The 25,568-nt window shown below is 64.4% G+C and carries 25 protein-coding genes; 14 read left to right on the top strand and 11 right to left on the bottom strand.

The window, feature by feature from the left end:
* Positions 1 to 61: 61 nt before the first annotated feature.
* The 7 genes from BMI88_RS13710 to BMI88_RS13680 form a co-directional block, all read right to left on the bottom strand.
* A complete protein-coding gene (locus tag BMI88_RS13710) occupies positions 62 to 1,387 on the bottom strand; it encodes a pitrilysin family protein (protein WP_078549489.1) in 1,326 nt (441 codons plus the stop codon).
* The gene (locus BMI88_RS13705; RefSeq protein ID WP_078542513.1) at positions 1,384 to 2,766 is read right to left on the bottom strand and encodes a pitrilysin family protein; all 1,383 of its coding nucleotides are present in this window, start codon (positions 2,764 to 2,766) and stop codon (positions 1,384 to 1,386) included. The genes BMI88_RS13710 and BMI88_RS13705 overlap by 4 nt, the downstream gene beginning before the upstream one ends.
* A 93-nt stretch (positions 2,767 to 2,859) precedes the next feature.
* Positions 2,860 to 3,411: a DUF3035 domain-containing protein gene (locus BMI88_RS13700; protein WP_078542514.1), complete on the bottom strand. Its 552-nt coding sequence runs from the start codon at positions 3,409 to 3,411 to the stop codon at positions 2,860 to 2,862.
* Positions 3,412 to 3,482: 71 nt separating this feature from the next.
* Positions 3,483 to 3,962 (bottom strand): signal peptidase II, encoded by a 480-nt coding sequence (gene lspA / locus BMI88_RS13695; protein ID WP_078521531.1) that lies wholly within the window; start codon positions 3,960 to 3,962, stop codon positions 3,483 to 3,485.
* Positions 3,963 to 4,046: 84 nt separating this feature from the next.
* Positions 4,047 to 5,633: a bifunctional phosphoribosylaminoimidazolecarboxamide formyltransferase/IMP cyclohydrolase gene (gene purH / locus BMI88_RS13690; protein WP_078549487.1), complete on the bottom strand. Its 1,587-nt coding sequence runs from the start codon at positions 5,631 to 5,633 to the stop codon at positions 4,047 to 4,049.
* 64 nt (positions 5,634 to 5,697) lie between these two features.
* Positions 5,698 to 7,419, bottom strand: coding sequence for a heparinase II/III family protein (locus tag BMI88_RS13685; protein WP_078549485.1), 1,722 nt, complete (start codon positions 7,417 to 7,419; stop codon positions 5,698 to 5,700).
* Between the two features lie 86 nt (positions 7,420 to 7,505).
* Complete coding sequence (locus BMI88_RS13680) at positions 7,506 to 8,780, bottom strand: transcription antitermination factor NusB (protein ID WP_078549483.1); 1,275 nt, start codon at positions 8,778 to 8,780, stop codon at positions 7,506 to 7,508.
* A gap of 80 nt (positions 8,781 to 8,860) precedes the next feature.
* On the opposite strand from BMI88_RS13680, the gene BMI88_RS13675 reads away from it, so the two are divergent.
* Positions 8,861 to 9,046 (top strand): DUF1674 domain-containing protein, encoded by a 186-nt coding sequence (locus BMI88_RS13675; RefSeq protein WP_078521523.1) that lies wholly within the window; start codon positions 8,861 to 8,863, stop codon positions 9,044 to 9,046.
* Between the two features lie 78 nt (positions 9,047 to 9,124).
* Here the strand turns inward: BMI88_RS13675 and dapB are convergent, their stop codons facing one another.
* Positions 9,125 to 9,934, bottom strand: a complete 810-nt coding sequence (dapB, locus tag BMI88_RS13670) for a 4-hydroxy-tetrahydrodipicolinate reductase (protein WP_078549481.1) — start codon at positions 9,932 to 9,934, stop codon at positions 9,125 to 9,127.
* Positions 9,935 to 10,031: 97 nt separating this feature from the next.
* On the opposite strand from dapB, the gene rbfA reads away from it, so the two are divergent.
* From rbfA to putP, 7 genes are all read left to right on the top strand, one after another.
* Positions 10,032 to 10,463, top strand: a complete 432-nt coding sequence (gene rbfA / locus BMI88_RS13665; RefSeq protein WP_078521678.1) for a 30S ribosome-binding factor RbfA — start codon at positions 10,032 to 10,034, stop codon at positions 10,461 to 10,463.
* A complete protein-coding gene (locus tag BMI88_RS13660) occupies positions 10,444 to 11,193 on the top strand; it encodes a phosphodiester glycosidase family protein (protein ID WP_146673587.1) in 750 nt (249 codons plus the stop codon). Before rbfA ends, BMI88_RS13660 begins: the two co-directional genes overlap by 20 nt.
* Before the next feature lie 52 nt (positions 11,194 to 11,245).
* Positions 11,246 to 12,148 (top strand): tRNA pseudouridine(55) synthase TruB, encoded by a 903-nt coding sequence (gene truB, locus BMI88_RS13655; RefSeq protein ID WP_078549476.1) that lies wholly within the window; start codon positions 11,246 to 11,248, stop codon positions 12,146 to 12,148.
* Positions 12,149 to 12,227: 79 nt separating this feature from the next.
* Positions 12,228 to 12,758, top strand: coding sequence for a DUF1643 domain-containing protein (locus tag BMI88_RS13650; protein WP_078549474.1), 531 nt, complete (start codon positions 12,228 to 12,230; stop codon positions 12,756 to 12,758).
* An 87-nt stretch (positions 12,759 to 12,845) separates the two neighbouring features.
* The gene (locus BMI88_RS13645; protein WP_078549472.1) at positions 12,846 to 13,868 is read left to right on the top strand and encodes a calcium-binding protein; all 1,023 of its coding nucleotides are present in this window, start codon (positions 12,846 to 12,848) and stop codon (positions 13,866 to 13,868) included.
* Positions 13,869 to 13,993: 125 nt separating this feature from the next.
* A complete protein-coding gene (rpsO, locus tag BMI88_RS13640; RefSeq protein ID WP_075776826.1) occupies positions 13,994 to 14,263 on the top strand; it encodes a 30S ribosomal protein S15 in 270 nt (89 codons plus the stop codon).
* Between the two features lie 254 nt (positions 14,264 to 14,517).
* Complete coding sequence (putP, locus tag BMI88_RS13635) at positions 14,518 to 15,963, top strand: sodium/proline symporter PutP (RefSeq protein WP_078549469.1); 1,446 nt, start codon at positions 14,518 to 14,520, stop codon at positions 15,961 to 15,963.
* A gap of 61 nt (positions 15,964 to 16,024) precedes the next feature.
* On the opposite strand, the gene BMI88_RS13630 is transcribed toward putP, so the two are convergent.
* Positions 16,025 to 16,708 carry an NYN domain-containing protein gene (locus tag BMI88_RS13630; protein ID WP_078549814.1) on the bottom strand — a complete coding sequence of 228 codons (684 nt, stop codon included), beginning with the start codon at positions 16,706 to 16,708 and terminating at the stop codon, positions 16,025 to 16,027.
* Between the two features lie 263 nt (positions 16,709 to 16,971).
* On the opposite strand from BMI88_RS13630, the gene pnp reads away from it, so the two are divergent.
* Positions 16,972 to 19,116, top strand: a complete 2,145-nt coding sequence (gene pnp, locus BMI88_RS13625; protein WP_078549467.1) for a polyribonucleotide nucleotidyltransferase — start codon at positions 16,972 to 16,974, stop codon at positions 19,114 to 19,116.
* Positions 19,117 to 19,255: 139 nt separating this feature from the next.
* Here the strand turns inward: pnp and BMI88_RS13620 are convergent, their stop codons facing one another.
* Entirely contained in the window at positions 19,256 to 19,909 is a 654-nt protein-coding gene (locus BMI88_RS13620; RefSeq protein WP_078521505.1) for a peroxiredoxin, read from the bottom strand.
* A 179-nt stretch (positions 19,910 to 20,088) separates the two neighbouring features.
* Here BMI88_RS13620 and BMI88_RS13615 point away from each other — a divergent pair, with 179 nt between their 5' ends.
* From BMI88_RS13615 to BMI88_RS13595, 5 genes are all read left to right on the top strand, one after another.
* Entirely contained in the window at positions 20,089 to 21,525 is a 1,437-nt protein-coding gene (locus tag BMI88_RS13615; protein ID WP_078549465.1) for an aldehyde dehydrogenase family protein, read from the top strand.
* Between the two features lie 127 nt (positions 21,526 to 21,652).
* Positions 21,653 to 22,441 (top strand): exodeoxyribonuclease III, encoded by a 789-nt coding sequence (locus BMI88_RS13610; RefSeq protein ID WP_078549812.1) that lies wholly within the window; start codon positions 21,653 to 21,655, stop codon positions 22,439 to 22,441.
* Between the two features lie 96 nt (positions 22,442 to 22,537).
* Positions 22,538 to 23,455, top strand: coding sequence for a co-chaperone YbbN (locus BMI88_RS13605; RefSeq protein ID WP_078549463.1), 918 nt, complete (start codon positions 22,538 to 22,540; stop codon positions 23,453 to 23,455).
* Between the two features lie 27 nt (positions 23,456 to 23,482).
* Positions 23,483 to 24,121: an LON peptidase substrate-binding domain-containing protein gene (locus tag BMI88_RS13600; RefSeq protein ID WP_078549461.1), complete on the top strand. Its 639-nt coding sequence runs from the start codon at positions 23,483 to 23,485 to the stop codon at positions 24,119 to 24,121.
* Entirely contained in the window at positions 24,118 to 24,330 is a 213-nt protein-coding gene (locus BMI88_RS13595; protein ID WP_078542531.1) for a Trm112 family protein, read from the top strand. The genes BMI88_RS13600 and BMI88_RS13595 overlap by 4 nt, the downstream gene beginning before the upstream one ends.
* A gap of 10 nt (positions 24,331 to 24,340) precedes the next feature.
* Here the strand turns inward: BMI88_RS13595 and BMI88_RS13590 are convergent, their stop codons facing one another.
* Entirely contained in the window at positions 24,341 to 25,567 is a 1,227-nt protein-coding gene (locus tag BMI88_RS13590; protein WP_146673569.1) for an FAD-dependent monooxygenase, read from the bottom strand.
* Position 25,568: the final 1 nt, after the last annotated feature.

The raw sequence follows: 25,568 nt of genomic DNA, 5'->3' as shown, positions 1-25,568 counted from the left end.
CTAGGGATAGCATGGCGCGACGCTCATCTAAAGAGATTCGCGCCAGCTATCCCCAGCCAAATCAGTTCAGGCCCTGCGGGCGTCCGACGACCACGAAGGTCAGGTTGTCGGGGTTCAGGATCCGCTTGGCGACGCGCTGGACATCTTCTTTCGTGACCGCGTTCACCTTGTCGTTGCGGGTGTCGATATAGCTCGGCGCCATGTCGTTGAGCTGCATCCCAGTCAGGATGCCCGCGATCGTGCCATTGCCGTCGAAGCGCAGCGGATAGGCGCCGGTGAGGTAGGTCTTGGCGTCCTCCAGCTCCTTGTCGGTGACATTGCCGGTCGCCGCTTTCTTCCACTGCTCTTTGACGACCGAGATCGCCTCGGCGACCTTTTCATTGGCGGAGGCGAAGCTGCCCTGCCACGTCTTCGCCAGATCCTTGTCGACGATATAGGAGGCGATGCCATAGGTCAGGCCGCGCTTCTCGCGCACCTCGTCCATCAGCCGCGACGAGAACCCGCCCGCGCCGACGATCTGGTTGAGCACATAGGCCGCGAAGAAATCCGGGTCTTTCAGCCCGATCCCCTTCTGGCCGAACATCACCACCGATTGCGGGCTGTCGAAATCGACCGTGGTCACGCCGCCCTTGAAGGCGGGGTCGGCGGGGGGCGGCATGTCGGCGCCCGTGGCGGGCAGATCGCCCAGCAGCTTGTCGAGCATCGGCCCGAGTTCTTCCGGGGTGATGTCGCCCACGGCGGAGACCACCAAGTGATCGCGGCTCATCACGCGGTCCTTGGCCTCGAACAGATCCTCGCGCGTGAGGCCCTTCACGCTGTCGACGGTGCCGTTGAGCGAGCTGCCATAGGGGTGATCGCCATAGGTGATCTCGCGGAATTTCTCGGCCGCGATGTCGTTGGGATTTTGCTTGTCAGACGCGATCACGGCCAGCACCTGCTGGCGAACGCGTTCGATCGCGCTTTGATCGAAGCGCGGATTGACCAGCGCCTCGCGCAGAAGGTCGACGGATTTGTCGCGGTTCTCGGTCAGCATCCGGGCCGAGATATCAAGCGAGTCGTCGCCCACGTCGAAGCCGAATTGCGCGGCCAGCGCTTCCTCGGCCTCGGCGAATTGCTGCGAGTTCTTCTCGCCCGCGCCCTCTTCGAGCGTGGCGGTCATCAGATTGATCGCGCCGCGCTTGCCTTCGGCATCGAGGCTCGCCCCGCCGCGGAAGGCGATGTCGAGCGCGGTGAAGGGAATGTCGTGATTCTCCACCAGCCACGCCTTGATGCCACCGGGCGAGGTGACCTGCTGAATGTCGATCGCACGGGCAGGCAGCGCCAGCACGAAGGCAAAAAGCGACGCCATCACGAGGCGCGCTGTGATCGGGAAACGGGTGTGGATCATTGGGTGATCTCCTGCGCAGGCGCGGGCGGCGCGGCGGGGGCCGCAGCTTCGGTGGGGGCGTCATCGGGGCGCTTGGCATAGCCCGTCACCGAGTCCTTGTTCTGGAACAGGTCGCGGGCGGCGGCCATCACGTCCTCTTCCGTCACCGAGGTCAGAACATCCGGCCAATCCTCGACATCTTTCACCGAGAAGCCCGAGGCCAGCGCCTCGCCATAGCGCCGCGCGAGGCCCTGCGTGTTGTCGCGCGAATAGATTTCGGCGGCCTTCACCTGCGTCTTGATGCGGGCGAATTGCTCGGGGTCGATGCCTTCCTTCAGGAATTGCTTCAGCGCCGTGTCGAGCGCCTTTTCGGCCTCGGGGAGGCTCACATCCTTGGCGGGCATCACCGAGAGGTTGAAGGTCGTCGCATCGATCGACATGCCGTCGTAATAGCTCGACGCATAGATCGCGGTGCCGTCGCCATAGATCAGCTTGCGGCCCAGCACGGAGGTCGCCTGATTGCCGCCGAGAATCTCGGACAGCACGGTCAGGGCGGCGGCGCGCTTCTGGTCGCCCGGATTGCGTTCGGGGGCGAGGTAGCTGCGCACCAGATAGGGCTGGGCGATCTGCGGGTCCTCGAAGGTCAGGTGCCGCGAGGCGCGTTGCGGCGGCTCCTGCGGACGGGCGCGGGGCGACAGATCCTCGGTCGGTTTCAGCTTGCCGTAATACTTCTCGGCCAGCGCCTTCACCTCGTCGGGCTTCACATCGCCCGCGACCACGAGGATCGCGTTATTGGGTGCGTAATATTCGTGATACCAGTTGAGCGCGTCCTGCCGGGTCAGCCCTTCCATCTCCTTGCGCCAGCCGATGACCGGCGTGCCGTAGGGCGAGTTGAGGAACTGGGCGGCGCGCTCCTGTTCGTTGAACAGTGCCCGCGGGTTGGAATCGGTGCGTTGCGCGCGTTCTTCGAGGATCACCTGCAGCTCGGTCTTCGCATCATCGGGCGAGATCCGCAGATTGCGCATCCGATCCGCTTCCATCTTCATCACCAGCGGCAGCCGGTCGGCTGCGATGCGCTGGAAATAGGCGGTGTAGTCGTAGCTGGTGAAGGCGTTGTCCGAACCGCCATTGGCCGCGACCGTCTTCGACAGCTCACCGGGCGCCATCGTGTCGGTGCCCTTGAACATCAGATGTTCGAGGTAATGGGCGATGCCGGATTTACCGCGCTTCTCGTCGGCCGATCCGGCCTTGTACCAGACCATATGAACCACGACCGGGGCACGGTGATCCTCGATCACGACGCCTTTCAGGCCGTTTTCCAACTCGAAGGTAGAGACGTCACCGGCCACCGCCGGGCTCAGACCTGCTAATGTCAGCAGGGCGAACAGAAATGCACGCAATGCCCAACTCCTCACAAGACACAGTTTGGGCGAAGATAAGCACTCTCGCCCGACGTGCAAACGCCGGTGACGTTCTCGTGATGATTTTTCGGATTACTTGACCGCGCGCTGCGCTTCGCCCGAGGGCGGTGCGCCGGGCGTGACGACGCCGAGGCGGCGCCAGCGCTCAAGCTCTGCCGACTGGTCGAGCTCCATCGGCTTGTAGGCTTTGTAATAGACCGAAACCTGGAACAGACGCTCCAGCAGGCGGCCGTCGTGATCCTTGCGCCACTGATAATCCTCGGCGGCAAGCGTCTGGCGGATGCCCGACTGGCTGCCGTAACGCGATGCGGCGGAGACCAGCGCGCGATCCGAGGTCGGGACCTGACCGGTCTCGTCGAGGCGGCGCGGATTGCCACCAAGGGCTGCAACGGCATCGGCTTCGGGCGTGGGATCGGTGATGTTCTTGCCACCCGGCGTGGGCGGCGGTAGCGCATCGAGGTTCTCCGGCATCTCCAACGGCTTCGTCGGAATCACGCCGAATTCGTCCGGGCCTTGGTGCGAAGAGCGCAGATTCATAAGGCTGGGGTCGCGGGAATTGCCGCAGGCAGCCAGCGTCAGTACCGCTGTAAACGCGAGTCCGAGCGTGCCGATCTTCGCCTGCATGAACCACTCCCTTGCCAGTTCCGCCCCCGTCTTAACGCAACATTGGAGCGTCGTCACCTGCGAAAAACAGGCTAGCCGTCGTTGGCGCGATGGTCCTTGCCGGTGAACAGCACCAGACCGACCGCGCCGAGGAAAATCGCCACATCGGCGACGTTGAAAGAATAGGGGTTCTGCCAACCCGGTAGCGACATGTTCAGAAAGTCCGCCACCGCGCCATAGACGAGCCTGTCGACCACGTTGCCAAGCGCACCGCCGACCAGCAGCCCGGCGGAGATATTCACCCGCGCCGAATGCGGCTCACGGGCGATCCAGACCCAGACCCAGAGCGAAATCACCAGCGCCACGATGATCAGCACCCAGCGCATCCAGTCGGTTTCGCCGGAGAACAGGCCGAAATTGACGCCGCGATTCCATGCCATGCGAAAGTTGAGATAGGGCGGCACCACGTCGATCGCGCCGCGCTGATCGAGATGCATCCCCTGCACGACGATATATTTCGACACTTGGTCGAGGAGCAGGACGCCCGCTGTCACTTTCGCTGCTAGCCGCATCTGGCCCTCGTTTGTTTCTCGTCACGTCTTCATGCCAGAAGGCGCAGCCCGGTATCTACCGGGCTACGCAAAGATACCGGCAGATCAGTGGCGGAAATGGCGCATTCCGGTGAAGACCATCGCGAGCCCGCGCTCGTTCGCCGCGTCGATCACTTCCTGATCGCGCATCGAGCCGCCGGGCTGGATGATCGCGGTGGCGCCGGCCTCAGCCGCAGTGATCAGACCGTCCGCGAAGGGGAAGAAGGCGTCCGAAGCCACGACCGAACCCTTGGTGGGCGTCTCGGTCAGACCGGCGGCTTCCATCATGTCTTCAGCCTTGCGCGCCGCGATCCGGGTCGAGTCGACACGGCTCATCTGGCCCGCGCCCACGCCCACGGTCGCGCCGTCCTTGACGTAGATGATCGCGTTCGACTTGACGTGTTTCGCGACTTTCCACGCGAAGAGCAGGTCTTTGAGTTCCTGCTCGGAGGGCTGGCGCTCGGTCACGACTTTCAGGTCGTCGAGCGTGATCACGCCGTTGTCCTTGTCCTGCACGAGGAAGCCGCCCGCGACCTGACGATAGGTCGTGATCGGTGCGGTGATGTCGGGAAGGCCGCCGGTTTCCAGCAGGCGCACATTTTTCTTCTTCGCGATGACTTCTTTCGCAGCCTCATCGACCGAGGGCGCGATGATGACTTCCGAGAAGATCTTGGTGATCTCTTCGGCGGTCGCCGCATCCAGCGTCTGGTTCAGCGCGATGATGCCGCCGAAGGCCGAGGTCCGGTCGCAGTCGAAGGCGCGCTTATAGGCCTCGATCACGGTCTCGCCGGTCGCCACGCCGCAGGGGTTCGCGTGCTTGATGATCGCGACGGCGGGTTTCTCGGTGCCGAATTCCGAGACCAGCTCATAGGCGGCATCGGTGTCGTTGATGTTATTGTAGCTCAGTTCCTTGCCCTGAAGCTGCTTGGCGGTCGCGACGCCGGGACGGTTCGTGCCGTCGAGGTAGAAGGCAGCCTGCTGATGCGGGTTCTCGCCATAGCGTAGGGTCTGCGCGAGCGTGCCTGCGAAGGCACGGCGGCGCGGGGTCTGCTCGCCGATCGCGCCTGCCATCCAGGTCGAGACGGCGGCGTCATAGGCCGCAGTGCGGGCATAGGCGATCTGGGCGAGGCGCTGGCGGAACGGGTAGGAGGTCGCGCCGTCATTCGCGTCGAGCTCTTCCAGAACGGCGGCATAATCCTCGACATCCACGACGGTCGAGACGAAGGCGTGGTTCTTCGCCGCAGCCCGGATCATCGCCGGGCCACCGATATCGATATTCTCGATGCAGGTGTCGTAATCGGCGCCCTTCGCGACCGTTTCCTCGAACGGGTAGAGGTTCACCACCAGCAGGTCGATCGCCTCGATCTGATGCGCTTCCATCGCGGCGAGGTGTTCTTCGTTGTCGCGCAGCGCCAGCAGGCCGCCATGCACTTTCGGATGCAGCGTCTTGACGCGGCCGTCCATCATCTCCGGGAAGCCCGTCAGATCGGCGACGTCGCGCACGCTGAGACCGGCTTCGCGCAGGGTCTTGGCGGTGCCGCCAGTCGAGAGAAGTTCGACGCCGCGCGCAGCGAGCGCTTGGGCGAAGTCGACCAGTCCGGTCTTGTCGGAAACGGAAATCAGCGCACGGGTCAGGGGGATCGGGCGGGTCACGGGCAGCTCCTCGCAAGGCTCAGGTCAGGGGCGCCCAGGGCCATCCTCGGGATCTGCCCCAAGGTCAGGGCGCGTCGATGGCCGTGGAGTTATCGCGTGCTTGCGAAAAGGTCCAGCCAATCTGGCAAGCCCGGTCCAGAACCTTGCTCGAAAGCACGATCTGTTGTGCAGGACGCGGGCGAATGCGCCCTTTTTCGAGGTAAACGGAGGGTTCCAGCGCCAGATCGGCGACCCCGTCATGCCGGAAAATCCAGATTTCCCCGGTGCGCAGCGCGACCGAAACGGCGGTACCGCCCAGATCGAGCGCCGCGTCGCAATCGGGATGCAGGTGGAAGCGGATGTCGAAGGGAATGCCGCGCAGCCCCTCGCGCTCGAAAATCTGGTCGAACCGGTCGATGTCGTCAGGGGTCATCGCGCCGAGCGTGTCGCGCCCGCGCAATTCGCGCCCGTCGACGGACAGGTCCAGCTCGCGGATATGCGACATGCCGTGGGTCTCGGCATAGCCGTCATGGCCGAAGATCATCCCGGTCTCCGACAGGTCGTCGGGCTTGAACCAGACGGTTTTCGGCGTTTTGTCGAGATAGGCGCGCGGGGCCCGCCCGAACAGACGCTCGGGGCCGAGGCGGGACGAGGAATAGCCGTAGATCGAGAGGGTCGAATGGCTGGCAGTGGCGCGGCCTGCGCGGTGCCAGTCCGAGCCGAACTGCGCACCCGAGCCGCAATTGACGATCAGCGGGCGGCGGCCCGAGGTCAGTTCGAAGGCCAGCGTCGAAGCATGGGCATTGGCCGAGGCCTCGCCCTGCGGCGGTCGCGCCGCGTCGATGATCAGCGAGCCGCGCCCGCCCTGCATCCGCACGAAACCCATCGCGATCGGCTCGCGCCGGACGCTGCGGATGCCGGTCGCCGAAAGCGCCGTGTCGAGCCGCCCTTCGGGTCCGCGCCCGCCACCGTGAAACCGCGCCAGTGCCCCATCGGAGTGGCGCAGCGCGCGCAGGGTTGGCGCGATCCGCGCGATCGCATCGAGGATCGGACCGGGCGGCGTGCGTCCTGCCGTCTGCAACGCCTCCGCTGCCCAGTTCAACAGCGTCAGAATCTCCAGCAATTCCTCGGGGTTTCGGGTCGCGATCCCGCCCTCGGCGTCGATCTCCACCGCGCAATCGCGCGACAGGGCCTCCAGCGCGGGGTCGGCATGGCGCTCCATCCCGGTCAGCGCGAGCCCCGCATAGACAAGCCCGGTCAGCGCCTCAAACCGCGGCAGCCCGCAGGCCGCGCCCGCCCAGCGTTTCGACAGGAAGATCGTCTGTTGGCCGAGCGCACGGAAGAAGCGGTCGGCATCCTCGCGCTCGCGTCCGTTCAGCAGCAGGATCGCATGGTTGATCCAGCGGATCAGACGGCGGCCCGTCAGATCGGGCGTCCAGCCCGGCCCGCTGCCGTCGCCGAAGCGGTCGATCCAGCCGAAGACCCAGTCCTGTGCGCGCAGGCGCGCCTCGCGGGTTCCCAGCGCCGCGAGATCGTCGAGCCAGCCGCAGCCCTGCAGCGCATCCTCAAAAGCCGGGCCGGGTATCGGCAGGTCCCAGATATTGACCCCGGGGCCTTCGATCAGAGAGCCCGCAAACAGGAAGTTGCCCTGCACGAGTTGCCGCCCCTTGGCGTAAGAGCCGATCGTGCGCGGCTCGGGCTGGCTGACGAATCCGGTCGCCGTCTGCGCACGGCCTGCGCGCGCAGCAGCAAGGCGGTTCAGCGCCGTGCCAAATTTTGCCGATGATCGGGTTCTGTCCTTACCCATTCCGTTGCCGCTTGCGTGCCCTTCTGTCGGGGAATGCGGTCACGTTACTGGGAGGCAGGCGCGCTGTCACCGCCTCGGCGCTCGGTTCACGCAGAGCGTTGCAGTCGCGCCATGTAGAACCCGTCCATCCCCCCGAGATCAGGCCAGAAATCGGGCCGCAGCCGCAGCCCGCCCTCCTCGGTGACCCAGTCCGGCGCGATGCCGGGCAGCTCGGGACGGATCACGGTGAGGTCCGGATGCCGGGCAAGCGCGGCCTTGATCTGCGCCTCGCCCTCTTCGGGCAGAAGCGAGCAGGTCGCATAAACCAGCGTGCCGCCGGGCTTGAGCCATTGCAGCGCGCGATCCAGAAGCTGTTCCTGCAGCGCGAAGAGCGGCTTGATCGAGGCGCCGTCCTTGATGAAGGGCAGGTCGGGATGGCGGCGGATCGTGCCAGTGGCCGAGCAGGGCGCATCGAGCAGGATCGCATCGAAGGGCGCATCCGGCTCCCATTCGAGCGCATCGGCGGCGACGATCTCGGCTTCCATCTGCGTCCGGTCGAGGTTTTCCGCCAGCCGCTCCAGCCGCGCCTCGGAAATATCGAGGGCGGTCACATCGGCGCCCATCGCGGCGAGTTGCAGCGTCTTGCCGCCGGGGGCTGCACACAGGTCGAGCACGCGTGCGCCAGATGCCGGGGCCAGCAGCTTCGCGGGCAGCGCGGCGGCAGCATCCTGCACCCACCAAGCGCCGTCTTCGAAACCGGCCAGTTCGGACACTTTGCCCGGATCGGTCAGCCGCAGCGAGCCCGTCGGCAGAAGCGTCGCCCCCAGCGTCTCGGCCCAACCTGCGGCATCATCGTCCTTTACGCTCAGATCGAGCGGCGCCCCCGCCAGATGCGCAACCTCCATCGCTTGCGCGGCCTTCTTGCCAAAGGACGACATGACGCGCCCGCGCAGCCAGCCCGGCATTTCCGGCGCAGGCGTCGCGGCCCATTTCTCGCCTTCCTCGGAGACCTTGCGCAGCACGGCATTCACCAGCCCCGAGAAGCTTTGCAGCTTCGGTCCGGCCGATTTCACCAGCGTCACGGCGGCATCGACCACGCCATGCGGGGCTTGCTTTTCCTCCAGCAGCTCGACCGTGGCCAGCCGCAGGATCGCCATCACGTCCGTTGGCGTGCGGCGGCGCAGATGCGGTTTGATGATCCGGTCGGCGCGGCCCAGATGGCGCAGCGTCGTCGTCGCGAGGCGCTGGGCGCGAGCGCGTTGCGACGGCTCCAGCCCGTCGAGCGCCTCCGCACCGATCTGTTCGGCGAGGCTTTCGCGATCCTCGAGAACGCCCACGATCAGGCCAAGGGCTGCGCGGCGCGCGGGGTCGGGTCTGGACATGGGCTGCGGCTTCCTGGCTTGTTGCGGTTTAAGCACGGGCCTATATCATGCCCCGATCCACAGACAAGAAAGGACGCGCCATGTCCGATCAGCCCGAAGAGACCCGCGACCTGCCGCCCGCCGCGATCCGCGCGCTCGCCGAAGCCGAGGAACGCCGCAAGAACGCGCAGGCGGCGGAACTGCCGACCGAGCTTGGCGGTCGCGACGGACCCGAGCCCGTGCGTTATGGCGATTGGGAGAAGAAAGGCCTCGCGATCGACTTCTGATCGCGGTGCGGTCTCAGAGGCCGGGGGCGCTGCCCCCGGACCCCCGGGATATTTGAACCAAGAGGAAGAGGGCGCCTTTCAGAGCCCCAGCACGTCGAGCATGTCGTATTCGCCCGGCCGCTTGTCCTGACCCCAGAGCGCGGCCTTGAGCGCACCGCGCGCGAAGATGGCGCGGTCGGTGGCGACATGGCGCAGGATGATCCGCTCGCCCTGGCCTGCAAACAGCACGTCATGCTCGCCCACGATATCGCCGCCGCGAATGGCCGAGAAACCGATCGCACCGTGTTTGCGCGCGCCGGTGATGCCGTCGCGGCCCGACTCGCGATTGTCTTCGAGCGAGATGCCACGGCCTTCCGCCGCCGCCTCGCCCAGCATCAGCGCGGTGCCCGAAGGCGCATCGACCTTCTTGTTGTGATGCGCTTCGATCACTTCGATATCCCAATCGGCATCGAGCGCGGCTGCGACTTTCTTCGTCAGCTGCGTGAGAAGGTTCACCCCAAGGCTCATGTTCCCCGCCCGCACGATCACGGCGTGACGGGCACAGGGCTTGAGCGCCGCGATGTCATCGTCATCCATGCCGGTCGTGCCGATCACATGGGTCAGGCGTGCCTGCGCCGCGATCTTGGCGAATTCGCGGGTGGCAACTGGCGCAGTGAAGTCGATCACGGCCTGCGCGCCGGAAAACGCCTCGAGCGGATCGTCGGTCACGATCACGCCGTTCGGCGCGCCGCCCATCGCCTCGCCCAGATCTTTGCCGACCCAGTCATGGCCCGTGCGTTCGACGGCGCCCACAAGGCGCGCCTTGTCGCTCTCGCTCACGGTGCGGATCAGCATCTGGCCCATCCGGCCCGACGCTCCGGTGATCACGATGCCCGGCAGGTCGCTCATGTCTTTCTCCTTCACGGTTTCGCGCTATCTAGCTTGCACAGGCGGGCTTGGCAAAGCCCCCGTTGCGCAAAACCCGCAGACGCCCTATGTGAGCGCCATGGCAAAGAACCGTTTCTCCTCGGGCGATGGCCCTTCGCAACGTCAGCTTCGCATGGGCGAGTTGATCCGACGCACGCTGTCGGACCTCCTGATGCGCGGCGATGTGCATGATCCCGACCTCAACCGCGTCTCGGTGACGGTGGGCGAGGTGCGCTGCTCTCCCGACCTGAAGGTCGCGACCGCCTATGTGACGCCCTTGGGCGGCGAAGGCGGGAAAGAGCTGATCGCGGCGCTTGCGCGCAACAAGGGCGAGCTGCGCCGCTTGCTCGGCAAGGAAATGACCGCGAAATACAGCCCCGATCTACGCTTCCGGCTGGACGAGACCTATGACCGTCTCGATGAGACGCGCCGGATCTTCTCGGACGAGACGGTGCAGCGCGATATCGCTGCGCGCGACGATGACGAAGACGATGAAGACGATCGCGACTAATGCTGCGGCGCTGATTCTGCTGGCCACGCCTGCGCTGGCCGACGCACCCTGCGCAGATCGCAGCTTCGACGGCACGACCTACACGGTCTGCGAAGCCAAGCTCGGGCAGGACCTGAAGCTGTTCCTCGACGATCCCGACGGCAATCTGATCGGTACGCCCGAGCGGCTCTCGGAAGTCGTGCCCAAGGGCGACCGTGTCGTCTTCGCGATGAATGCCGGGATGTACCATCCTGATCGCAAGCCGGTGGGTCTGTTCATCGAGAACGGCAAAGAGCTGCATTCGATCGTCACCTCGGAAGGGCCGGGCAATTTCGGCCTGCTGCCCAACGGGGTCTTCTGCATCGGCGAGACGTTCTCGGTGACGGAATCGCGCGCCTTCGCCGCCGATCCGAAGGATTGCACCTATGCGACGCAATCGGGGCCGATGCTGGTGATCGACGGCGCGCTGCACCCGAAATTCCTCGCCGATGGCACGTCGAAGAATATTCGCAACGGTGTGGGGGTCTCGGCCGATGGCAAGACCGCCTATTTCGCGATCTCCGATGCGCCGGTGAGCTTTCACGAATTCGGCCGCTTCTTCCGTGACGAGATGCAGGTGCCCAACGCGCTTTATCTCGACGGCAAGATTTCGCGGCTTACCGTGCCCGGTCAGGGGCGCGAGGATATGGGCCTGCCGATGGGACCGATCGTCGCGCTGATCGCGCCTGCCGCCCCCGCTGCTGGAGATTGACGGCTCGCGCCGCTTGGGCTAGCAGGCGCACCCTGTCGAATATGGAGGCCTCATGGCACGCAAGAAGGGTCGCGACATTTCCGGCTGGCTGATCGTGGACAAGCCCGCAGACATCACCTCCACCTCGGTGGTGAACAAGGTGCGCTGGGCGCTGGGCGCCAAGAAGGCGGGCCATGCGGGCACGCTCGACCCGGCGGCGACCGGGGTGCTGGCGGTCGCGCTGGGCGAGGCCACGAAGACGGTGCCGTTCATCACCGATGCGCTGAAATGCTATCGGTTTCAGGTACGGCTGGGCGCTGCGACGAAGACCGACGATGCCGAGGGCGATGTGATCGAGACCTCCGATCTGCGCCCCACGGATGAAGAAATCGCCGCCGCGCTCACCGTTTTCGAGGGCGATATCGAACAGGTGCCGCCGCAGTTTTCCGCCGTGAAGGTCGATGGCGAGCGCGCCTATGCGCTGGCCCGGGCGGGTGAGGAAATGGATCTGGCCGCGCGGCCGCTCTATGTCGAAAGCCTCGTGATGCTGGGCCGTCCCGATGCCGACACGGTCGAGCTGGAGCTGGTTTGCGGCAAGGGCGGCTATGTGCGCTCCATCGCGCGCGATCTGGGGCAAAAGCTCGGCTGTCTCGGCCATGTGCTCTGGCTGCGCCGGGAATGGTCGGGGCCCTTCGAGGCGAGCGACGGGATCACGCTTGCCGAGATCGAAGAGCTCGCCAAGACGCCCGAGCTCGATGAGAAGCTTCTGCCCGTGGAGCTGGGGCTCGACGATCTGCCGCAGCTCAAGGCCACGCCCGAAGGCGCGGTGCGGCTGAAGAACGGCAATCCGGGCATGGTGCTGCCGGGCGAGGCCGAATGGGGCGAGGAAGTCTGGGTCAGCCATGAGGGCAAGCCGCTTGCCGTCGGTATCTATAAATCCGGCGAGGTCCACCCGAGCCGCGTCTTCAACCTTTGACGCGCCCCTGCCCCTTGGTCCAAATATCCCCGCCGGAGGCATCCGCCCTCTGTCACGCACATAACGGTCAGGACGAGAGATGATCACCCGCGAGCATATCAAAGGCGACGCCCCCTCCATCGCGGTCTATTCGGATTGCGAGAATTACCGCTATCTGCTCACGCGGGTCTGGGATGACAGCAAGCCGCGGGCGCTGTTCATCATGCTCAACCCCTCGACCGCGACCGAGGTGCAGAACGACCCGACCGTGGAGCGCTGCGAGCGCCGCGCGCGGGCGCTGGGCTTCGGGGCGTTCCGGGTGACCAATATCTTCGCCTATCGTGCGACCGATCCGAAGGTGATGCGGGCGCAGCCGGACCCGGTCGGGCCCGAGAACGATGCGGCGATCCGCGAGAGCGTCGACTGGGCGGGCGGTCCCGAGGACCGGATCATCTGCGCCTGGGGCGCGCATGGCGCGCATCTCGCGCGGGGCGCTGCGGTGGAAGACCTGCTGCGCGAAAGCGGTCGGGCGCTGCATCACCTCGGGCTGACCAAGGCGGGCGCGCCGAAGCATCCGCTCTATATCGCCTATGAGCATCAGCCCGAGCTGTGGTTCACCCGCGAAGGCTGAGCGAACCGTTAAGCATTTAACGCTTGTTTCCTAGGGTATCCGCGCCGGCAGCGGTAGATTTCTCGCATCTTCACGGGGGTGAGAGAGATGTTGTTTCTGTCGGGTGTTCTGGGCCTGCTGATGGCGGGCGCCACGGCGGGTCTCATGGTGGCTTCCTCCGAACCCGAGGAGGAGACGCCGGACGATCTCGAGACCGCTGATGCCGAGGCTGGGGAGGTCTCTCTGCTGGCCGAGGTCAGTGCTGGAGAAATCGCACCCGAGCCGCTCGCAGCGTCCGAGCCGGGGCCGGGCGATGACATCACTTGGGGCGATGCGTCCGACGATGCGATCGCCGGGGAGGCGGGTGACGATCAGATCAACGGCTATGATGGCGATGACAGCCTTTGGGGCGGGGACGGCGACGACCAGATCCTCGGTGCGTCCGGCAACGATACGCTCTGGGGCGATGCGGGGACCGACACGCTGATCGGCGGCGACGGCGAGGATGAACTCGTCGGCGGCATGGAGGCGGATCTCCTATCCGGCGAGTTCGGATCGGATCGGCTCTTTGGCGAGGCCGGGGAGGACACGCTGATCGGGGGCGCGGGCGACGATATGCTCGCGGGCGGCGCCGACGACGACACGCTAATCGGGGCCGAAGGCGCGGATGTGCTGAGCGGGGATGCCGGGCGCGACGAGCTGAACGGCGATGCCGGGAACGATGTGCTGTTCGGCGTCACGCCGGAGACGCGCGATGCGGGGGCGGCCGATGCCGATACGCTCAATGGCGGGGCAGGGGAGGACGTGCTGCTAGGCGGCTCGGGCGATTGGCTGCATGGCGGCGAAGGGGGCGATAGCTTCGCGCTGGGCGATTGGATCGATCCGAACGCCCCTGCGACAATCGCAGATTACACGGCCGGGCAGGACCGGCTGGCGGTCATCTACGATCCGCAGGGCGCGGCCATGCCGCAGATCAGTATCGAGCCGTCCGAGGCGCATCCCGATGCGGCGTGGATCCTGCTCGACGGTATCCGGCTGGCCGAGGTGCTGGACGCGGCCGGGCTGAGCGCGCAGGACGTGGCGCTGCTCACGCCCGCGCAATTCGCGGCGCAGCAGGCCATAGCGCTTTGAAATAAGGCTTTTCAACAAGACGATTCGCGTCTATACGCGCGCATCTGTTCCGAAAGGGGCAGTCTATGGACCTTGCTGGACGACATCCCGGCTTGCGCCCGAACCCTCAATGTAAGGAGATCCCGATGTCGATCACTGTCGAAGACAAGAACGCGCTTATCAAGGAATACGGCACCAAAGAAGGTGACACCGGTTCCCCGGAAGTTCAGGTCGCAGTTCTGACCAAGCGCATCGCGAACCTGACCGAGCACTTCAAAGAGCACAAGAAAGACAACCACTCGCGTCGTGGTCTTCTGATGCTCGTCGCGCAGCGCCGCAAGCTGCTCGACTACCTGAAGGCGAAAGACGTCGCACGTTACCAGTCGCTGATCGAGCGTCTCGGCCTGCGCCGCTAATCCGCCTCGGATTGGAATTCGAAACGCCCGTGCCTTTGGTGCGGGCGTTTTCATTTGAGCTATTCCGACTGAATTGCGTAAATTGGCAATAATAGCCATCCTGGCTTCAAAATTCCAAAATTTTGGGTAAATGGTCTTCCCACCAAAAAACTTTGGTCGGTTCGACTTCTTGTCCTCCTGTATCGTCCGCTCCAAACGGGAAAACGCAAGCATCTGCCCTACCTTGCAGGTGCGTTAACAGGGAGGATTGAGATATGCAGATCGGAGTCTGGATCAGCTTGGCACTGTATTTCGTGCTGATGCTGGCCATCGGGGTCTATGCGTGGCGCAAGTCCACGTCGAGCTCTGAGGAATATATGCTGGGCGGACGTAACCTGCCGCCCGCGGTTGCCGCCCTGTCGGCAGGCGCATCGGACATGTCGGGCTGGCTGCTTCTGGGCCTGCCGGGCGCGCTCTTCGTGTCGGGTCTGACGCAAAGCTGGATCGGCATCGGCCTCTTCGTCGGCGCTTTCGTGAACTGGGTCATCGTGGCGCCGCGCCTGCGTGAGCAGACCGAGCGCTATGACAACGCGCTGACCATCCCCGGCTTCCTCGCCAATCGCTTCCCGAGCCACGCGACCTTGTTGCGGATGGTTTCGGCGGTGATCATCGTGGTGTTCTTCGCGGTCTACACCGCGTCGGGCCTCGTCGGCGGCGGCAAGCTTTTCGCCAGCGCCTTCGGCGGCAGCTACATGACCGGTGTCATCCTGACGCTGGGTGTCGTGCTGGTCTACACCGTGATCGGCGGCTTCCTCGCGGTGTCGCTCACCGATTTCGTGCAGGGCTGCATCATGATGCTCGCGCTCGTCATCATGCCGATCGTGATCCTCACGACCGGTCAGGGCGACGGCGTGGACGCGGCTGCGAGCCGGCTGAGCAATATCGACCCGAATTTCCTGTCGATGACGAACGGGCTGACCTTCGCGGGCTGGCTCTCGGCGGTCGCCTGGGGGCTGGGCTATTTCGGCCAGCCGCATATCATCGTGCGCTTCATGGCCGTGCGCTCGGTCGCCGATGTGCCGAAAGCGCGGAATATCGGTATGGGCTGGATGGCGATCTCGCTAATCGGCGCGATCTCGGTCGGTATCTTCGGCCGCGCCTATGCGCAGCGCAACGGTCTCGACGTGCAGGATCCGGAGACGATCTTCATCATCCTCTCGAACCTGCTGTTCCATCCGCTGGTGACCGGCTTCCTCTATGCCGCGCTTCTGGCGGCGATCATGTCGACCGTGTCGAGCCAGCTTCTGGTGTCGTCCTCGTCGCTGACCGAGGATTTCTACAAGATCGTGTTGAACAAGGACGCCTCGGATCGCGCGCTGGTGAATGTGGGCCGTCTCGCGGTGCTGGCCGTGGGGATCGCGGCGATCATCATCGCGTCGAACCCCGACAGCAAAGTGCTTGGCCTCGTGTCGAACGCATGGGCCGGGTTCGGCGCCGCCTTTGGTCCGCTGATCATCCTGTCGCTGACCTGGAAACGCATGACGGGTCTGGGCGGTGTGGCTGGCCTGGTCGTCGGTGCTGTGACCGTGATCGTCTGGATTTCGCTGGGCTGGGGCTCGTTCCTCTACGAGATCATCCCGGGCTTCATCGCGGCCTTCATCGCGATCATCGTGGTGAGCCTCGCGTCCGAAGACAGAGGCGAGTTCCGCCCGATCGAATGATCGAAGAGCTTACGAGCATCATTGCGCGCGTCCCGAAAGGGGCGGGCGTTTTGCATTCTGGCTATTTCGCTGCGGCGGAAAGTTGAGAAAATCCATTAGGACGGCATCGCACGCGTGCCTTGGGCCCCTTTGGATCAAGCGCGAAGAGGGTCGGACGGTTCGAGAAATAGGGGCGCCACTTTTTATCTGGCAAGTTCCCGATCAAGACCCCGTGGTCTTTGTTCATGATCGTCGCCAGTTCCGCGAGGGGCACTCCAGCGCCGTCCTTGCTGTGTGCCTCGATCGCTGCGCGAATTTTTTCATCGAGACTGGCAGATTTCTTGACTGCTGGCGGTCGTGCCGGAGCTGCGGTCGTTTTTGACTTCAGCAGATGAAACACTGAACAGCTTTCGCGAAATGCCTTCGGCGCTTTCTGCTGTCCGACGCCGTGCACTTCCATCCCTTTTTCCCTGAGCCTGGTCGCGAGGTGGGTGAAGTCACCATCGGAGCTTGCGATGACGAACCGTTCGGCGCGTCGTTCCAATGCGAGCTCGAGTGCGTCGAGGGCGAGCAACACGTCTCCTGCGTTCTTGCCGCTTCCGGAATGCACCAGCCGGATCGAAGGGCTGTCACCCCAAGATCTGATTTGCGCGACATCACCGTAGGCACGCCGGATGAAAGCGTCTGGCGCGAACGTGAGGATCTGGGAAGCAAATGCGGCGGAGATATTCTCGCCGTCGATGAAAAGGGCTGTGGGTTTGCTCATGGGGTCACAATGATCAATGTTAATAACTACAGGCCGAGGATGGCGCGCCAATCTGACCAGAATTGGGCGCAGACCGTTTCTTTCCCTAAGGACTCTTCGCTTCCCAAACCCCTTCATTTCCTGTATTGGCAGGCCCATCTGAGACGTGACGCCTCGAGCCCCCGGGCGCGTGCAACAGGATAAGGGGGCGGCGGCAATGGGGCCGCCATGCAAATCGGGAGACACGGGATACGCCTGTGAGAGCTCCCAGAAGGATACGCTGAATGTTCAACACCGTTAAAAAATCGATCCAGTGGGGCGAAGAAGAGCTCACGCTGGAGACCGGCAAGGTCGCACGTCAGGCTGACGGTTCGGTTATCGCCACGCTGGGCGAAACCTCCGTCATGGCCAACGTGACCTTTGCCAAGGAACCGAAGCCGGGTCAGGATTTCTTCCCGCTCACGGTTCATTACCAAGAGAAATACTATGCCGCCGGTAAAGTGCCGGGCGGCTTCTTCAAGCGCGAGGCTCGTCCGTCCGAGAAAGAGACGCTCACCGCGCGCCTGATCGACCGCCCGTGCCGTCCGCTCTTCGTGGAAGGCTTCAAGCACGAAGTGCTCGTGATGTGCACCGTGCTGTCGCATGACCTCGTCAACGAGCCCGACATCGTCGCGATGATCGCCGCGTCGGCCGCGCTGACGATCTCGGGCGTGCCGTTCATGGGCCCGATCGCCGCCGCGCGCGTCGGTTTCGCTGATGGCGAATACATCCTGAACCCCGAAGTCGACGACATGCAGAAGCTGCGGGAGAACCCCGAGCAGCGTCTGGACCTCGTCGTTGCGGGCACCAAGGACGCCGTGATGATGGTGGAATCGGAAGCTTACGAGCTGTCCGAAGCCGAGATGCTGGGCGCGGTCAAGTTCGGCCATGACGCGATGCAGCCGGTGATCGACATGATCATCGATCTCGCCGAAGCCGCCGCGAAAGAGCCCTTCGACTTCAAGGCGCCTGACTACTCGGCGATGCTCGAGACCGTCAAAGGTCTGGGCGAAGAGAAGATGCGTGCCGCTTACGCGATCTCGGACAAGCAAGAGCGCGTGGCCGCGGTCAACGCCGCCAAGGAAGAGATCAAGGCGCAGCTCACCGAAGAGCAGCTCGAAGATCCGACCCTCGGCACCGCGATGAAGAAGCTGGAATCGGCTGTTCTGCGTGGTGACGTCGTGAAGAACGGTCGCCGCATCGACGGTCGTGCGCTGGACGAGGTTCGCCCGATCGTGGCGGAAACCGGTTTGCTGCCGCGCACCCACGGGTCGTCGCTGTTCACCCGCGGCGAGACGCAGGCGCTGGTCGTGACCACGCTGGGCACCGGCGACGATGAGCAGATCATCGACGCGCTGCACGGCAACTCGCGCTCGAACTTCCTGCTGCACTACAACTTCCCGCCCTACTCGGTCGGCGAAGTGGGCCGTGTCGGTTCGCCCGGTCGTCGTGAGATCGGCCACGGCAAGCTCGCATGGCGCGCGCTGCAGGCGGTTCTGCCGGCTGCGACCGACTTCCCCTACACGATCCGCCTCGTCTCCGAGATCACCGAGTCCAACGGCTCGTCCTCGATGGCGTCGGTTTGCGGTGGCTCGCTGGCAATGATGGATGCGGGCGTTCCGCTGAAATCGGCCGTGGCGGGTGTCGCGATGGGTCTGGTGCTGGAAGAGGATGGCTCCTGGGCCGTTCTGACCGACATCCTTGGCGACGAGGATCACCTCGGCGACATGGACTTCAAGGTCGCAGGCACCGAAGAGGGCATCACCTCGCTGCAGATGGACATCAAGGTCGCCGGCATCACCGCCGAGATCATGGAGAAAGCTCTGGAGCAGGCACGCGCTGGCCGCATGCACATCCTCGGCGAGATGAACAAGGCGCTCTCCGCGGGCCGCACGGAATTCTCCGCCCATGCTCCGCGCATCGAGACGATGACCGTTCCCACCGACAAGATCCGTGAAGTGATCGGTTCGGGCGGCAAGGTCATCCGCGAGATCGTGGAAGTCTCGGGTGCCAAAGTCGACATCAACGACGACGGCGTGATCAAGATCGCTTCGGCCAATGCCGAGGCCATCAAGAAAGCGCATGACATGATCCACGCCATCGTGGCTGAGCCCGAAGAAGGCCAGATCTACACCGGCAAGGTCGTGAAGCTCGTCGATTTCGGCGCCTTCGTGAACTTCTTCGGCAAGCGTGACGGTCTCGTCCACGTCTCCCAGATCGCCAACAAGCGCCTGAACCACCCGAGCGATCTGCTCAAGGAAGGTCAGGAAGTGAAGGTGAAACTTCTGGGCTTCGACGATCGCGGCAAGGTGCGCCTTGGCATGAAGATGGTCGATCAGGAAACCGGCGAAGAAATCGCGCCGGAAAAGCGTGAAGAGAAAGCCGACTGATCGGTTTGATCCGCTGGAAGATTGAGAAAGGCCCCGGAGCGATCCGGGGCCTTTTGCTTTTTGCGCTTCGGGTGGGGCGCGCGGATATGAAAAAGCCCCGGACGCTGCCGGGGCTCTCTCGTAAGCGGGTAAGCTGGGCTCAGCCCTGCGACTTGACGGTGCGCAGGTAGGGCAGCTTGACGTCGACTTCGCCGAACTTCTCTTTCGCCTCGTCGGTCGAGACCGAGAGCGCGACGATCACGTCCTGACCCGGCACCCAGTTCGCGGGGGTCGCGAAGGGCTTGCCGTCGGTCGCCTGAACGGCGTCCAGCGCGCGGATGATCTCGGCGAAGTTGCGGCCGACCGACATCGGATAGGACATGGTCAGGCGGACTTTCTTGTCCGGGCCGATGATGAAGACGGTGCGCACGGAGGCCGAATCCGCGGCGGTGCGACCGTCGGGCATGTAGGCATCGGCGGGCAGCATGTCATAGAGCTTCGACACGTTCAGCGAGGTGTCGTCGATGATCGGGAAGTTCGCGGGCGCGCCGGCGACCTGCTCGATGTCCGATTTCCACTTCACGTGCTCTTCGACGCTATCGACCGAGACACCCATGACCTTGGTGTTGCGCTTCTCGAACTCGGGGGCGAGCTGCGCCACGGCGCCGAATTCGGTGGTGCAAACCGGGGTGAAGTCTTTCGGGTGCGAGAACAGGATGGCGTAGCTGTCGCCGATCCAGTCGTGGAACTTGATCTCGCCAGCGGTCGAGTCGGCGGTGAAATCGGGAGCGGTGTCATTGATACGCAGGCCCATGAAAAACCTCCTGTGTTTGCGTAAAATCACGTCTTTCCGGGATATAAGCCCTCGCCGGGGTCCGTTCCAGCCAGTTTAGAACCTTTTTAAACTCGGAGCCTGCGACCTTTCGTCAGGCCTTGCGCAGGACGGGGAGTGGTGAAACGCTCGCGCGCAACATCTGTGTGCCGGAGGCTGATATGATCGAGAAGCGGAATTTCTACATCGACGGGGAATGGGTCGCGCCGAAGGCTGCGCGCGACTACGAGGTGATCGACCCGTCCACTGAGGATCCCTGCGCGGTGATCTCGCTGGGTGACCAAGCCGATACGGATGCGGCGGTCGCCGCGGCGAAGGCCGCGCTGCCCGGCTGGAAGGCCACGGACCCGGCAGAGCGGATCGCGGCGGTCGAGCGGATCGCCAAGGTCTATGCCGAGCGCGCCGAGGACATGGCGCAGGCGATGAGCCTCGAGATGGGCGCGCCGATCGATCTCGCGCGCCGCAACCAGTGGGGCGCGGGCGCCTATCACATCAAGAACTTCATCGACGCGGCGAAAGCGTTCGACTGGGTGCATCCGCTGGGCGACGGCACGCCGGGCGCGATGATCGCTTATGAGGCCGTGGGCATCGTCGGTCTGATCACGCCGTGGAACTGGCCGATGAATCAGGTGACGCTGAAGGTGATCCCGGCGATCCTCGCAGGCTGCACGATGGTGCTGAAACCGTCGGAGGAAGCGCCGCTGTCCTCGCTGCTGTTTGCGGAAATCCTCGACGCGGCGGGTCTGCCCAAGGGCGTGTTCAACCTCGTGAATGGCGATGGCGTTGGCGTTGGCACGCAGCTTTCGACCCATCCCGATGTCGAGATGATTTCCTTCACCGGCTCGACCCGGGCCGGCAAGGCCATCTCGAAGGCGGCGGCCGATACGCTCAAGCGGGTGACGCTGGAGCTGGGCGGCAAGGGCGCCAACCTGATCTTCGCCGATGCGGATGAAGATGCGGTGGCGCGCGGCGTGAAGCACTGCTTCCAGAACTCCGGGCAAAGCTGCAACGCGCCGACGCGGATGCTGGTGGAGCGTTCGGCCTACGACAAGGCCGTGGAAATCGCGCGCCAAACCGCAGAGGCCACGCAGGTGGCCAGCCCGCGCGAGGAGGGTAAGCATATCGGCCCGGTCGTGAACAAGGCGCAATTCGACAAGATTCAGGGCCTGATCGAGACCGGCATCGCGGAAGGCGCGAAGCTCGTCGCGGGTGGTCCCGGGCGGCCCGAGCATCTCAATCGCGGCTTCTATGTCCGCCCGACGGTCTTCGCCGATTGCGACCCCTCGATGACCATCATGAACGAGGAAATCTTCGGCCCCGTCCTGTCGATCATGCCCTTCGACAGCGAGGAGCAGGCAATCGAAGTGGCCAATGCTACGCCTTACGGTCTGACCAATTACCTGCAATCGGGCGATGGCGCGCGGCGCAACCGTCTGGCGCGGCAGCTGCGCTCGGGGATGGTCGAGATGAACGGTCAGGACCGCGGCGCGGGCGCGCCGTTCGGCGGCGTGGGTTCCTCTGGCCGGGCGCGCGAGGGTGGCCGTTGGGGCATCGAGGAATTCTGCGACGTGAAGTCGATCTCGGGCTGGGCGGAATAAGGGGCGCTGCCCCTCTTGGCCTATCGGCCAATTCACCCCGGGATATTTCTGCCAAGAGGAACAGGGGCGGTTGCGCAAGCGGCCGCCCTTCGACATGATCGCGCGGCTTTTGGAACGGGAGAATGAGATGAGCTTCACGCTGGCGACCTGGAACATCAACTCGGTGCGGCTGCGCGAGGGGCTGGTGCGCAAGCTGATGGAGGAAGAGGCACCCGACGTCCTCTGCCTGCAAGAGTGCAAGAGCCCGGTCGAGAAGATCCCGCTCGAAGGGTTCAAAGAGCTGGGCTACACCCACATGGTCGCGCGCGGCCAGAAGGGCTATAACGGCGTCGCGATCTTCTCGAAAATCCCGATGGAAGAGAACAGCGCCCATGATTTCGCCGATCTCGGGCACGCGCGCCATGTCGCGGGGACGCTCGAGAACGGGGTGACCATCCATAATTTCTACGTGCCCGCAGGCGGCGACGTGCCGGACCGCGAGGTGAATGAGAAGTTCGGGCAGAAGCTCGATTACCTCACTCAGATGCGCGATTACTTCAAAGCGGAAACGCCGCAGAAATCGATCCTCGTGGGCGATCTGAATATTGCTCCGCGCGAGGATGACGTCTGGAGCCACAAGCAGCTTCTGAAGATCGTCAGCCACACGCCGATCGAGGTCGAGCATCTGCACGACACGATGGAAGCGGGCAAATGGGTGGACATCACCCGGCAGGATATCCCCGAGGGGCTGTTGTATTCGTGGTGGTCCTATCGGGCGCGCGACTGGGATGCCGCCGACAAGGGGCGCAGGCTCGATCACATCTGGGCGACGCCGGATATCTCGAACGCGGCTCATGGTAGCCGGGTGCTGCGGGCTGCGCGCGGTTGGGAGAAGCCTTCCGATCACGCGCCGGTTTTCGCGACCTTCGATCTGTAATCGCTTGCGGCAGCGCGCCGCGGTCAAACGGGTTTGCGTTCGGCCCATCCGAGGCCATATAGGAAAGCAAATCCTCCGCAATTTCGGGAGACGGACATGCTGGAACTGGGTGGCGGCGCCAAGGCCGCAGGCAAGAGCGAATACGTCAAGGACGTGACCGAAGCCAACTTCATGGCCGAGGTGATCGAGAAATCGCAGACCGTGCCGGTCATCGTCGATTTCTGGGCGCCGTGGTGCGGCCCGTGCAAGCAGCTCGGCCCGGCGCTGGAAGCCGAGGTCGAAGCCGCGAAAGGCGCGGTCGTGATGGCCAAGGTCAATGTCGACGAGAACCAGATGATCGCAGGCCAGATGCGCGTGCAGTCGATCCCGACCGTCTACGCCTTTTGGCAGGGGCAGCCGATCGACGGGTTCCAGGGTGCGCTGCCGCCCTCCGAGATCAAGAGCTTCGTGGCCAAGCTGATCGAAGCATCCGGTGGCGAGACCGGCAATGGTCTGGGCGATGCGGTCGAGGCGGCGGAAGCCATGCTGGCCGAGGGCGCGGCGGAAGACGCAGCGGAGACCTTCGCGGCGATCCTCGAAGAAGATGGCGAGCTGGCAGAGGCCCATGGCGGCCTGATCCGCGCGCGCATCGCGCTGGATCAACTGGACGCGGCAGGCGCGGCTTTGGCCGCCGTGCCCCCGAAACTGTCCGACAGCGCCCCGGTGGAGGCGGCGCGCGCGCAGCTCGATCTGGCGAAACAGGCGCAATCGGCCGGGCCGCTCGACGATCTCAAAGCCAAGGTCGAGGCCAATCCCGACGATCATCAGGCGCGCTTCGACTATGCGCAGGCGCTTTATGCGGCGGGGAATGTCGAAGAGGCCGTGGACCAGCTGCTCGAGCTGTTCCGCCGGGATCGCGAATGGGACAACGAGGCCGCGAAGACGCAGCTTTTCACCATTTTCGACGCGCTCAAGCCGAACGATCCTATCGTGGCAAAAGGCCGCCGTCGTCTGTCGTCGATGATATTTGCCTGAGGGCAGGGTCGCGCTAGTTTCATCCGCATGATGAAGAAAGGCGACTTGCCCGAAATCCTTCCGCTTTTTCCGCTGCCCGGTGCGCTGCTGCTGCCCCGGGCGCGGCTTCCGCTGCATATCTTCGAGCCGCGCTATCTGCAGATGATCGAAGATTGCATGAAGACCAAGTCTCGGCTGATCGGGATGATCCAGCCGATCAAGGGGCCGGAGGGGCAGAACCACCTCAACACGATCGGCTGTGCGGGCCGTCTGACCGGGTTCTCCGAGACCGAGGACGGGCGCTACATGATCACCCTGTCGGGGATCTCGCGCTATCGCATCGTGAAACAGATCGAGGGCTTCACGCCCTATATCCGCGCTGAGGTCAGCTGGGCCGGGTTCGAGCGCGATCTGGGTGCGGCCGAGCATGACAACGGTTTCGACCGCGACGAATTTCTCGACCTGCTGGCGAAGTTTTTCCACGCGCAGGGGTTGGATACCGATTGGGAAACGCTGAAAGATGCCGATGACGAGTTGCTGATCAACTCGCTCGGGATGCTGTTGCCGCTGGAGCCGGAGGACAAGCAGGCGCTGCTAGAGGCGCCCTGTCTGGCCACCCGGCGCGAGACCTTGGTGACCCTGATCGAATATGCGCTGCATGGCGGCGGAGAGGAGCGGTTGCAATGAGCGACGAGACTGAGAGCGAAACGGCTCGCGAGAAGCCGCTGTTCGACCGGCACATGCTGGAGGCGCTCGTCTGCCCGCTGACCCATGCGGTGCTGAAATACGATGCCGAGAAGCAGGAACTGGTTTCGCAGCCCGCAAAGCTGGCCTTCCCGATCCGGGGCGGGATTCCGATCTTGCTGGCAGACGAGGCTCGCCGGATCGACGAGTAAGGCGCGTCGCTTACAGCGCGCGGCCCTGCAACAGGCGGGGCAGGGGGCCCGACAGGCCCGCCGCTTGCTGCATGAACCCGCGGCGCAGTCCCGGGATCGCTTGCACCAGCCCCATCCCCAGATCGCGCCCTGCTTTCAGCAGCGGATTGTCGTTCGAGAACAGCTTGTTCACCGTATCCATGCCAAGCGCGAGCGAGGTCGAGTCGAAGCGCCGCCAGCCCTGATAGCGCTCCAGCACGTCCTCGGCGCCGATATCCTCGCCGCGGCGCATTGCCTCCACCACGATCTCCGCCAGCGCCGCCACATCGCGTAGCCCGAGGTTCAGGCCTTGGCCCGCGATCGGATGCACGCCATGCGCCGCATCGCCCACCAGCGCCACGCGCGGCGCGACATAGGCTTTCGCAAGCGTCAGGTTCAGCGGGTAAGAAAACCGCGGCCCGGCCAGTTTGATCTCGCCCAGGAAATCCCCGAAGCGCGGGCGCAGCACGGCGAGGAAATCCTCGTCATCCAGTGCCGAAATGGTCTTCGCGTTTTCTTCCGTCTCGCTCCAGACGATGGAGGACCGGTTGCCCTTCAGCGGCAGGATGGCGAGCGGCCCGGTCGGCATGAAGAACTGCTGCGCGATGCCGTTATGGGGTTTCTCGTGCTCGACCGCGGCCACCAGCGCGGTCTGGCCGTAGCCCCAACCTTCGCGGGTGATCCCGGCGCGTTCGGCCACGCCTGAGCGGCGACCGTCCGCGCCGATCAGCAGCTTCGCGGTCAGGGTCTTGCCGGTGGACAGGCTCACCTCGACCCCGCCCGGCACGACCTGCTGGCCTGTCACCTGCGTCTCGTGCAGCAGCGTGATTTTGTCGCTCGCCTCCATCGCATCGAGGAAAGCGCGATAGAGGTAGCGGTCCTCCAGCATGTAGCCGACCGGCGCCTGATCCAGCTCGCGCGCGTCGAAATGCAGGAAGAACGGGGCCGCCCCTTCGCCCGCGTGACCGTCGGCGGCTTTCACTTCCATCATCGGCTGCGCTTGATCGGCCAGCCCGTCCCAGACGCCAATCGCGCGCAGCAATTTCTGCGACGCGATCGCCAGCGCATAGGCGCGGCCGTCGAACGTGTCGGTCGCGCGCTGGCGTGCCGGGGCGGCGTCGACAAGGGTCACGGAAAGGCCGGCGGAGGCCAGTGCAAGCGCCAAGGCGGGGCCGTTGAGCCCGCCGCCCGCGATGATGACGTCTGAATCGTGTTTCATG

The sequence above is a fragment of the Thioclava sp. F36-6 genome (genome assembly GCF_002020305.1).
Taxonomy (GTDB): domain Bacteria; phylum Pseudomonadota; class Alphaproteobacteria; order Rhodobacterales; family Rhodobacteraceae; genus Thioclava; species Thioclava sediminum.
The sequence above is the reverse complement of the archived record's forward strand: the minus strand, read 5'-3'. Positions and strand labels throughout refer to the sequence as shown.

Bases quoted from the DNA above. Each gene is read 5' to 3' on its own strand.
- BMI88_RS13645 (WP_078549472.1), top strand. From the start codon at position 12,846: ATGTTGTTTCTGTCGGGTGTTCTGGGCCTGCTGATGGCGGGCGCCACG.
- BMI88_RS13595 (WP_078542531.1), top strand. From the start codon at position 24,118: ATGAGCGACGAGACTGAGAGCGAAACGGCTCGCGAGAAGCCGCTGTTC.
- BMI88_RS13605 (WP_078549463.1), top strand. From the start codon at position 22,538: ATGCTGGAACTGGGTGGCGGCGCCAAGGCCGCAGGCAAGAGCGAATAC.
- dapB (WP_078549481.1), bottom strand. From the start codon at position 9,934: ATGAGCGACCTGCCGGGCATCGTGATCACCGGAGCGTCGGGCCGGATG.
- BMI88_RS13675 (WP_078521523.1), top strand. From the start codon at position 8,861: ATGTCCGATCAGCCCGAAGAGACCCGCGACCTGCCGCCCGCCGCGATC.
- BMI88_RS13620 (WP_078521505.1), bottom strand. From the start codon at position 19,909: ATGGGCCTGCGTATCAATGACACCGCTCCCGATTTCACCGCCGACTCG.
- BMI88_RS13650 (WP_078549474.1), top strand. From the start codon at position 12,228: ATGATCACCCGCGAGCATATCAAAGGCGACGCCCCCTCCATCGCGGTC.
- BMI88_RS13700 (WP_078542514.1), bottom strand. From the start codon at position 3,411: ATGCAGGCGAAGATCGGCACGCTCGGACTCGCGTTTACAGCGGTACTG.
- BMI88_RS13615 (WP_078549465.1), top strand. From the start codon at position 20,089: ATGATCGAGAAGCGGAATTTCTACATCGACGGGGAATGGGTCGCGCCG.
- BMI88_RS13660 (WP_146673587.1), top strand. From the start codon at position 10,444: ATGAAGACGATCGCGACTAATGCTGCGGCGCTGATTCTGCTGGCCACG.
- BMI88_RS13710 (WP_078549489.1), bottom strand. From the start codon at position 1,387: ATGATCCACACCCGTTTCCCGATCACAGCGCGCCTCGTGATGGCGTCG.
- truB (WP_078549476.1), top strand. From the start codon at position 11,246: ATGGCACGCAAGAAGGGTCGCGACATTTCCGGCTGGCTGATCGTGGAC.
- BMI88_RS13630 (WP_078549814.1), bottom strand. From the start codon at position 16,708: ATGAGCAAACCCACAGCCCTTTTCATCGACGGCGAGAATATCTCCGCC.
- rbfA (WP_078521678.1), top strand. From the start codon at position 10,032: ATGGCAAAGAACCGTTTCTCCTCGGGCGATGGCCCTTCGCAACGTCAG.
- BMI88_RS13685 (WP_078549485.1), bottom strand. From the start codon at position 7,419: ATGGGTAAGGACAGAACCCGATCATCGGCAAAATTTGGCACGGCGCTG.
- pnp (WP_078549467.1), top strand. From the start codon at position 16,972: ATGTTCAACACCGTTAAAAAATCGATCCAGTGGGGCGAAGAAGAGCTC.
- rpsO (WP_075776826.1), top strand. From the start codon at position 13,994: ATGTCGATCACTGTCGAAGACAAGAACGCGCTTATCAAGGAATACGGC.
- lspA (WP_078521531.1), bottom strand. From the start codon at position 3,962: ATGCGGCTAGCAGCGAAAGTGACAGCGGGCGTCCTGCTCCTCGACCAA.
- BMI88_RS13680 (WP_078549483.1), bottom strand. From the start codon at position 8,780: ATGTCCAGACCCGACCCCGCGCGCCGCGCAGCCCTTGGCCTGATCGTG.
- BMI88_RS13600 (WP_078549461.1), top strand. From the start codon at position 23,483: ATGATGAAGAAAGGCGACTTGCCCGAAATCCTTCCGCTTTTTCCGCTG.
- BMI88_RS13610 (WP_078549812.1), top strand. From the start codon at position 21,653: ATGAGCTTCACGCTGGCGACCTGGAACATCAACTCGGTGCGGCTGCGC.
- putP (WP_078549469.1), top strand. From the start codon at position 14,518: ATGCAGATCGGAGTCTGGATCAGCTTGGCACTGTATTTCGTGCTGATG.
- BMI88_RS13590 (WP_146673569.1), bottom strand. From the start codon at position 25,567: ATGAAACACGATTCAGACGTCATCATCGCGGGCGGCGGGCTCAACGGC.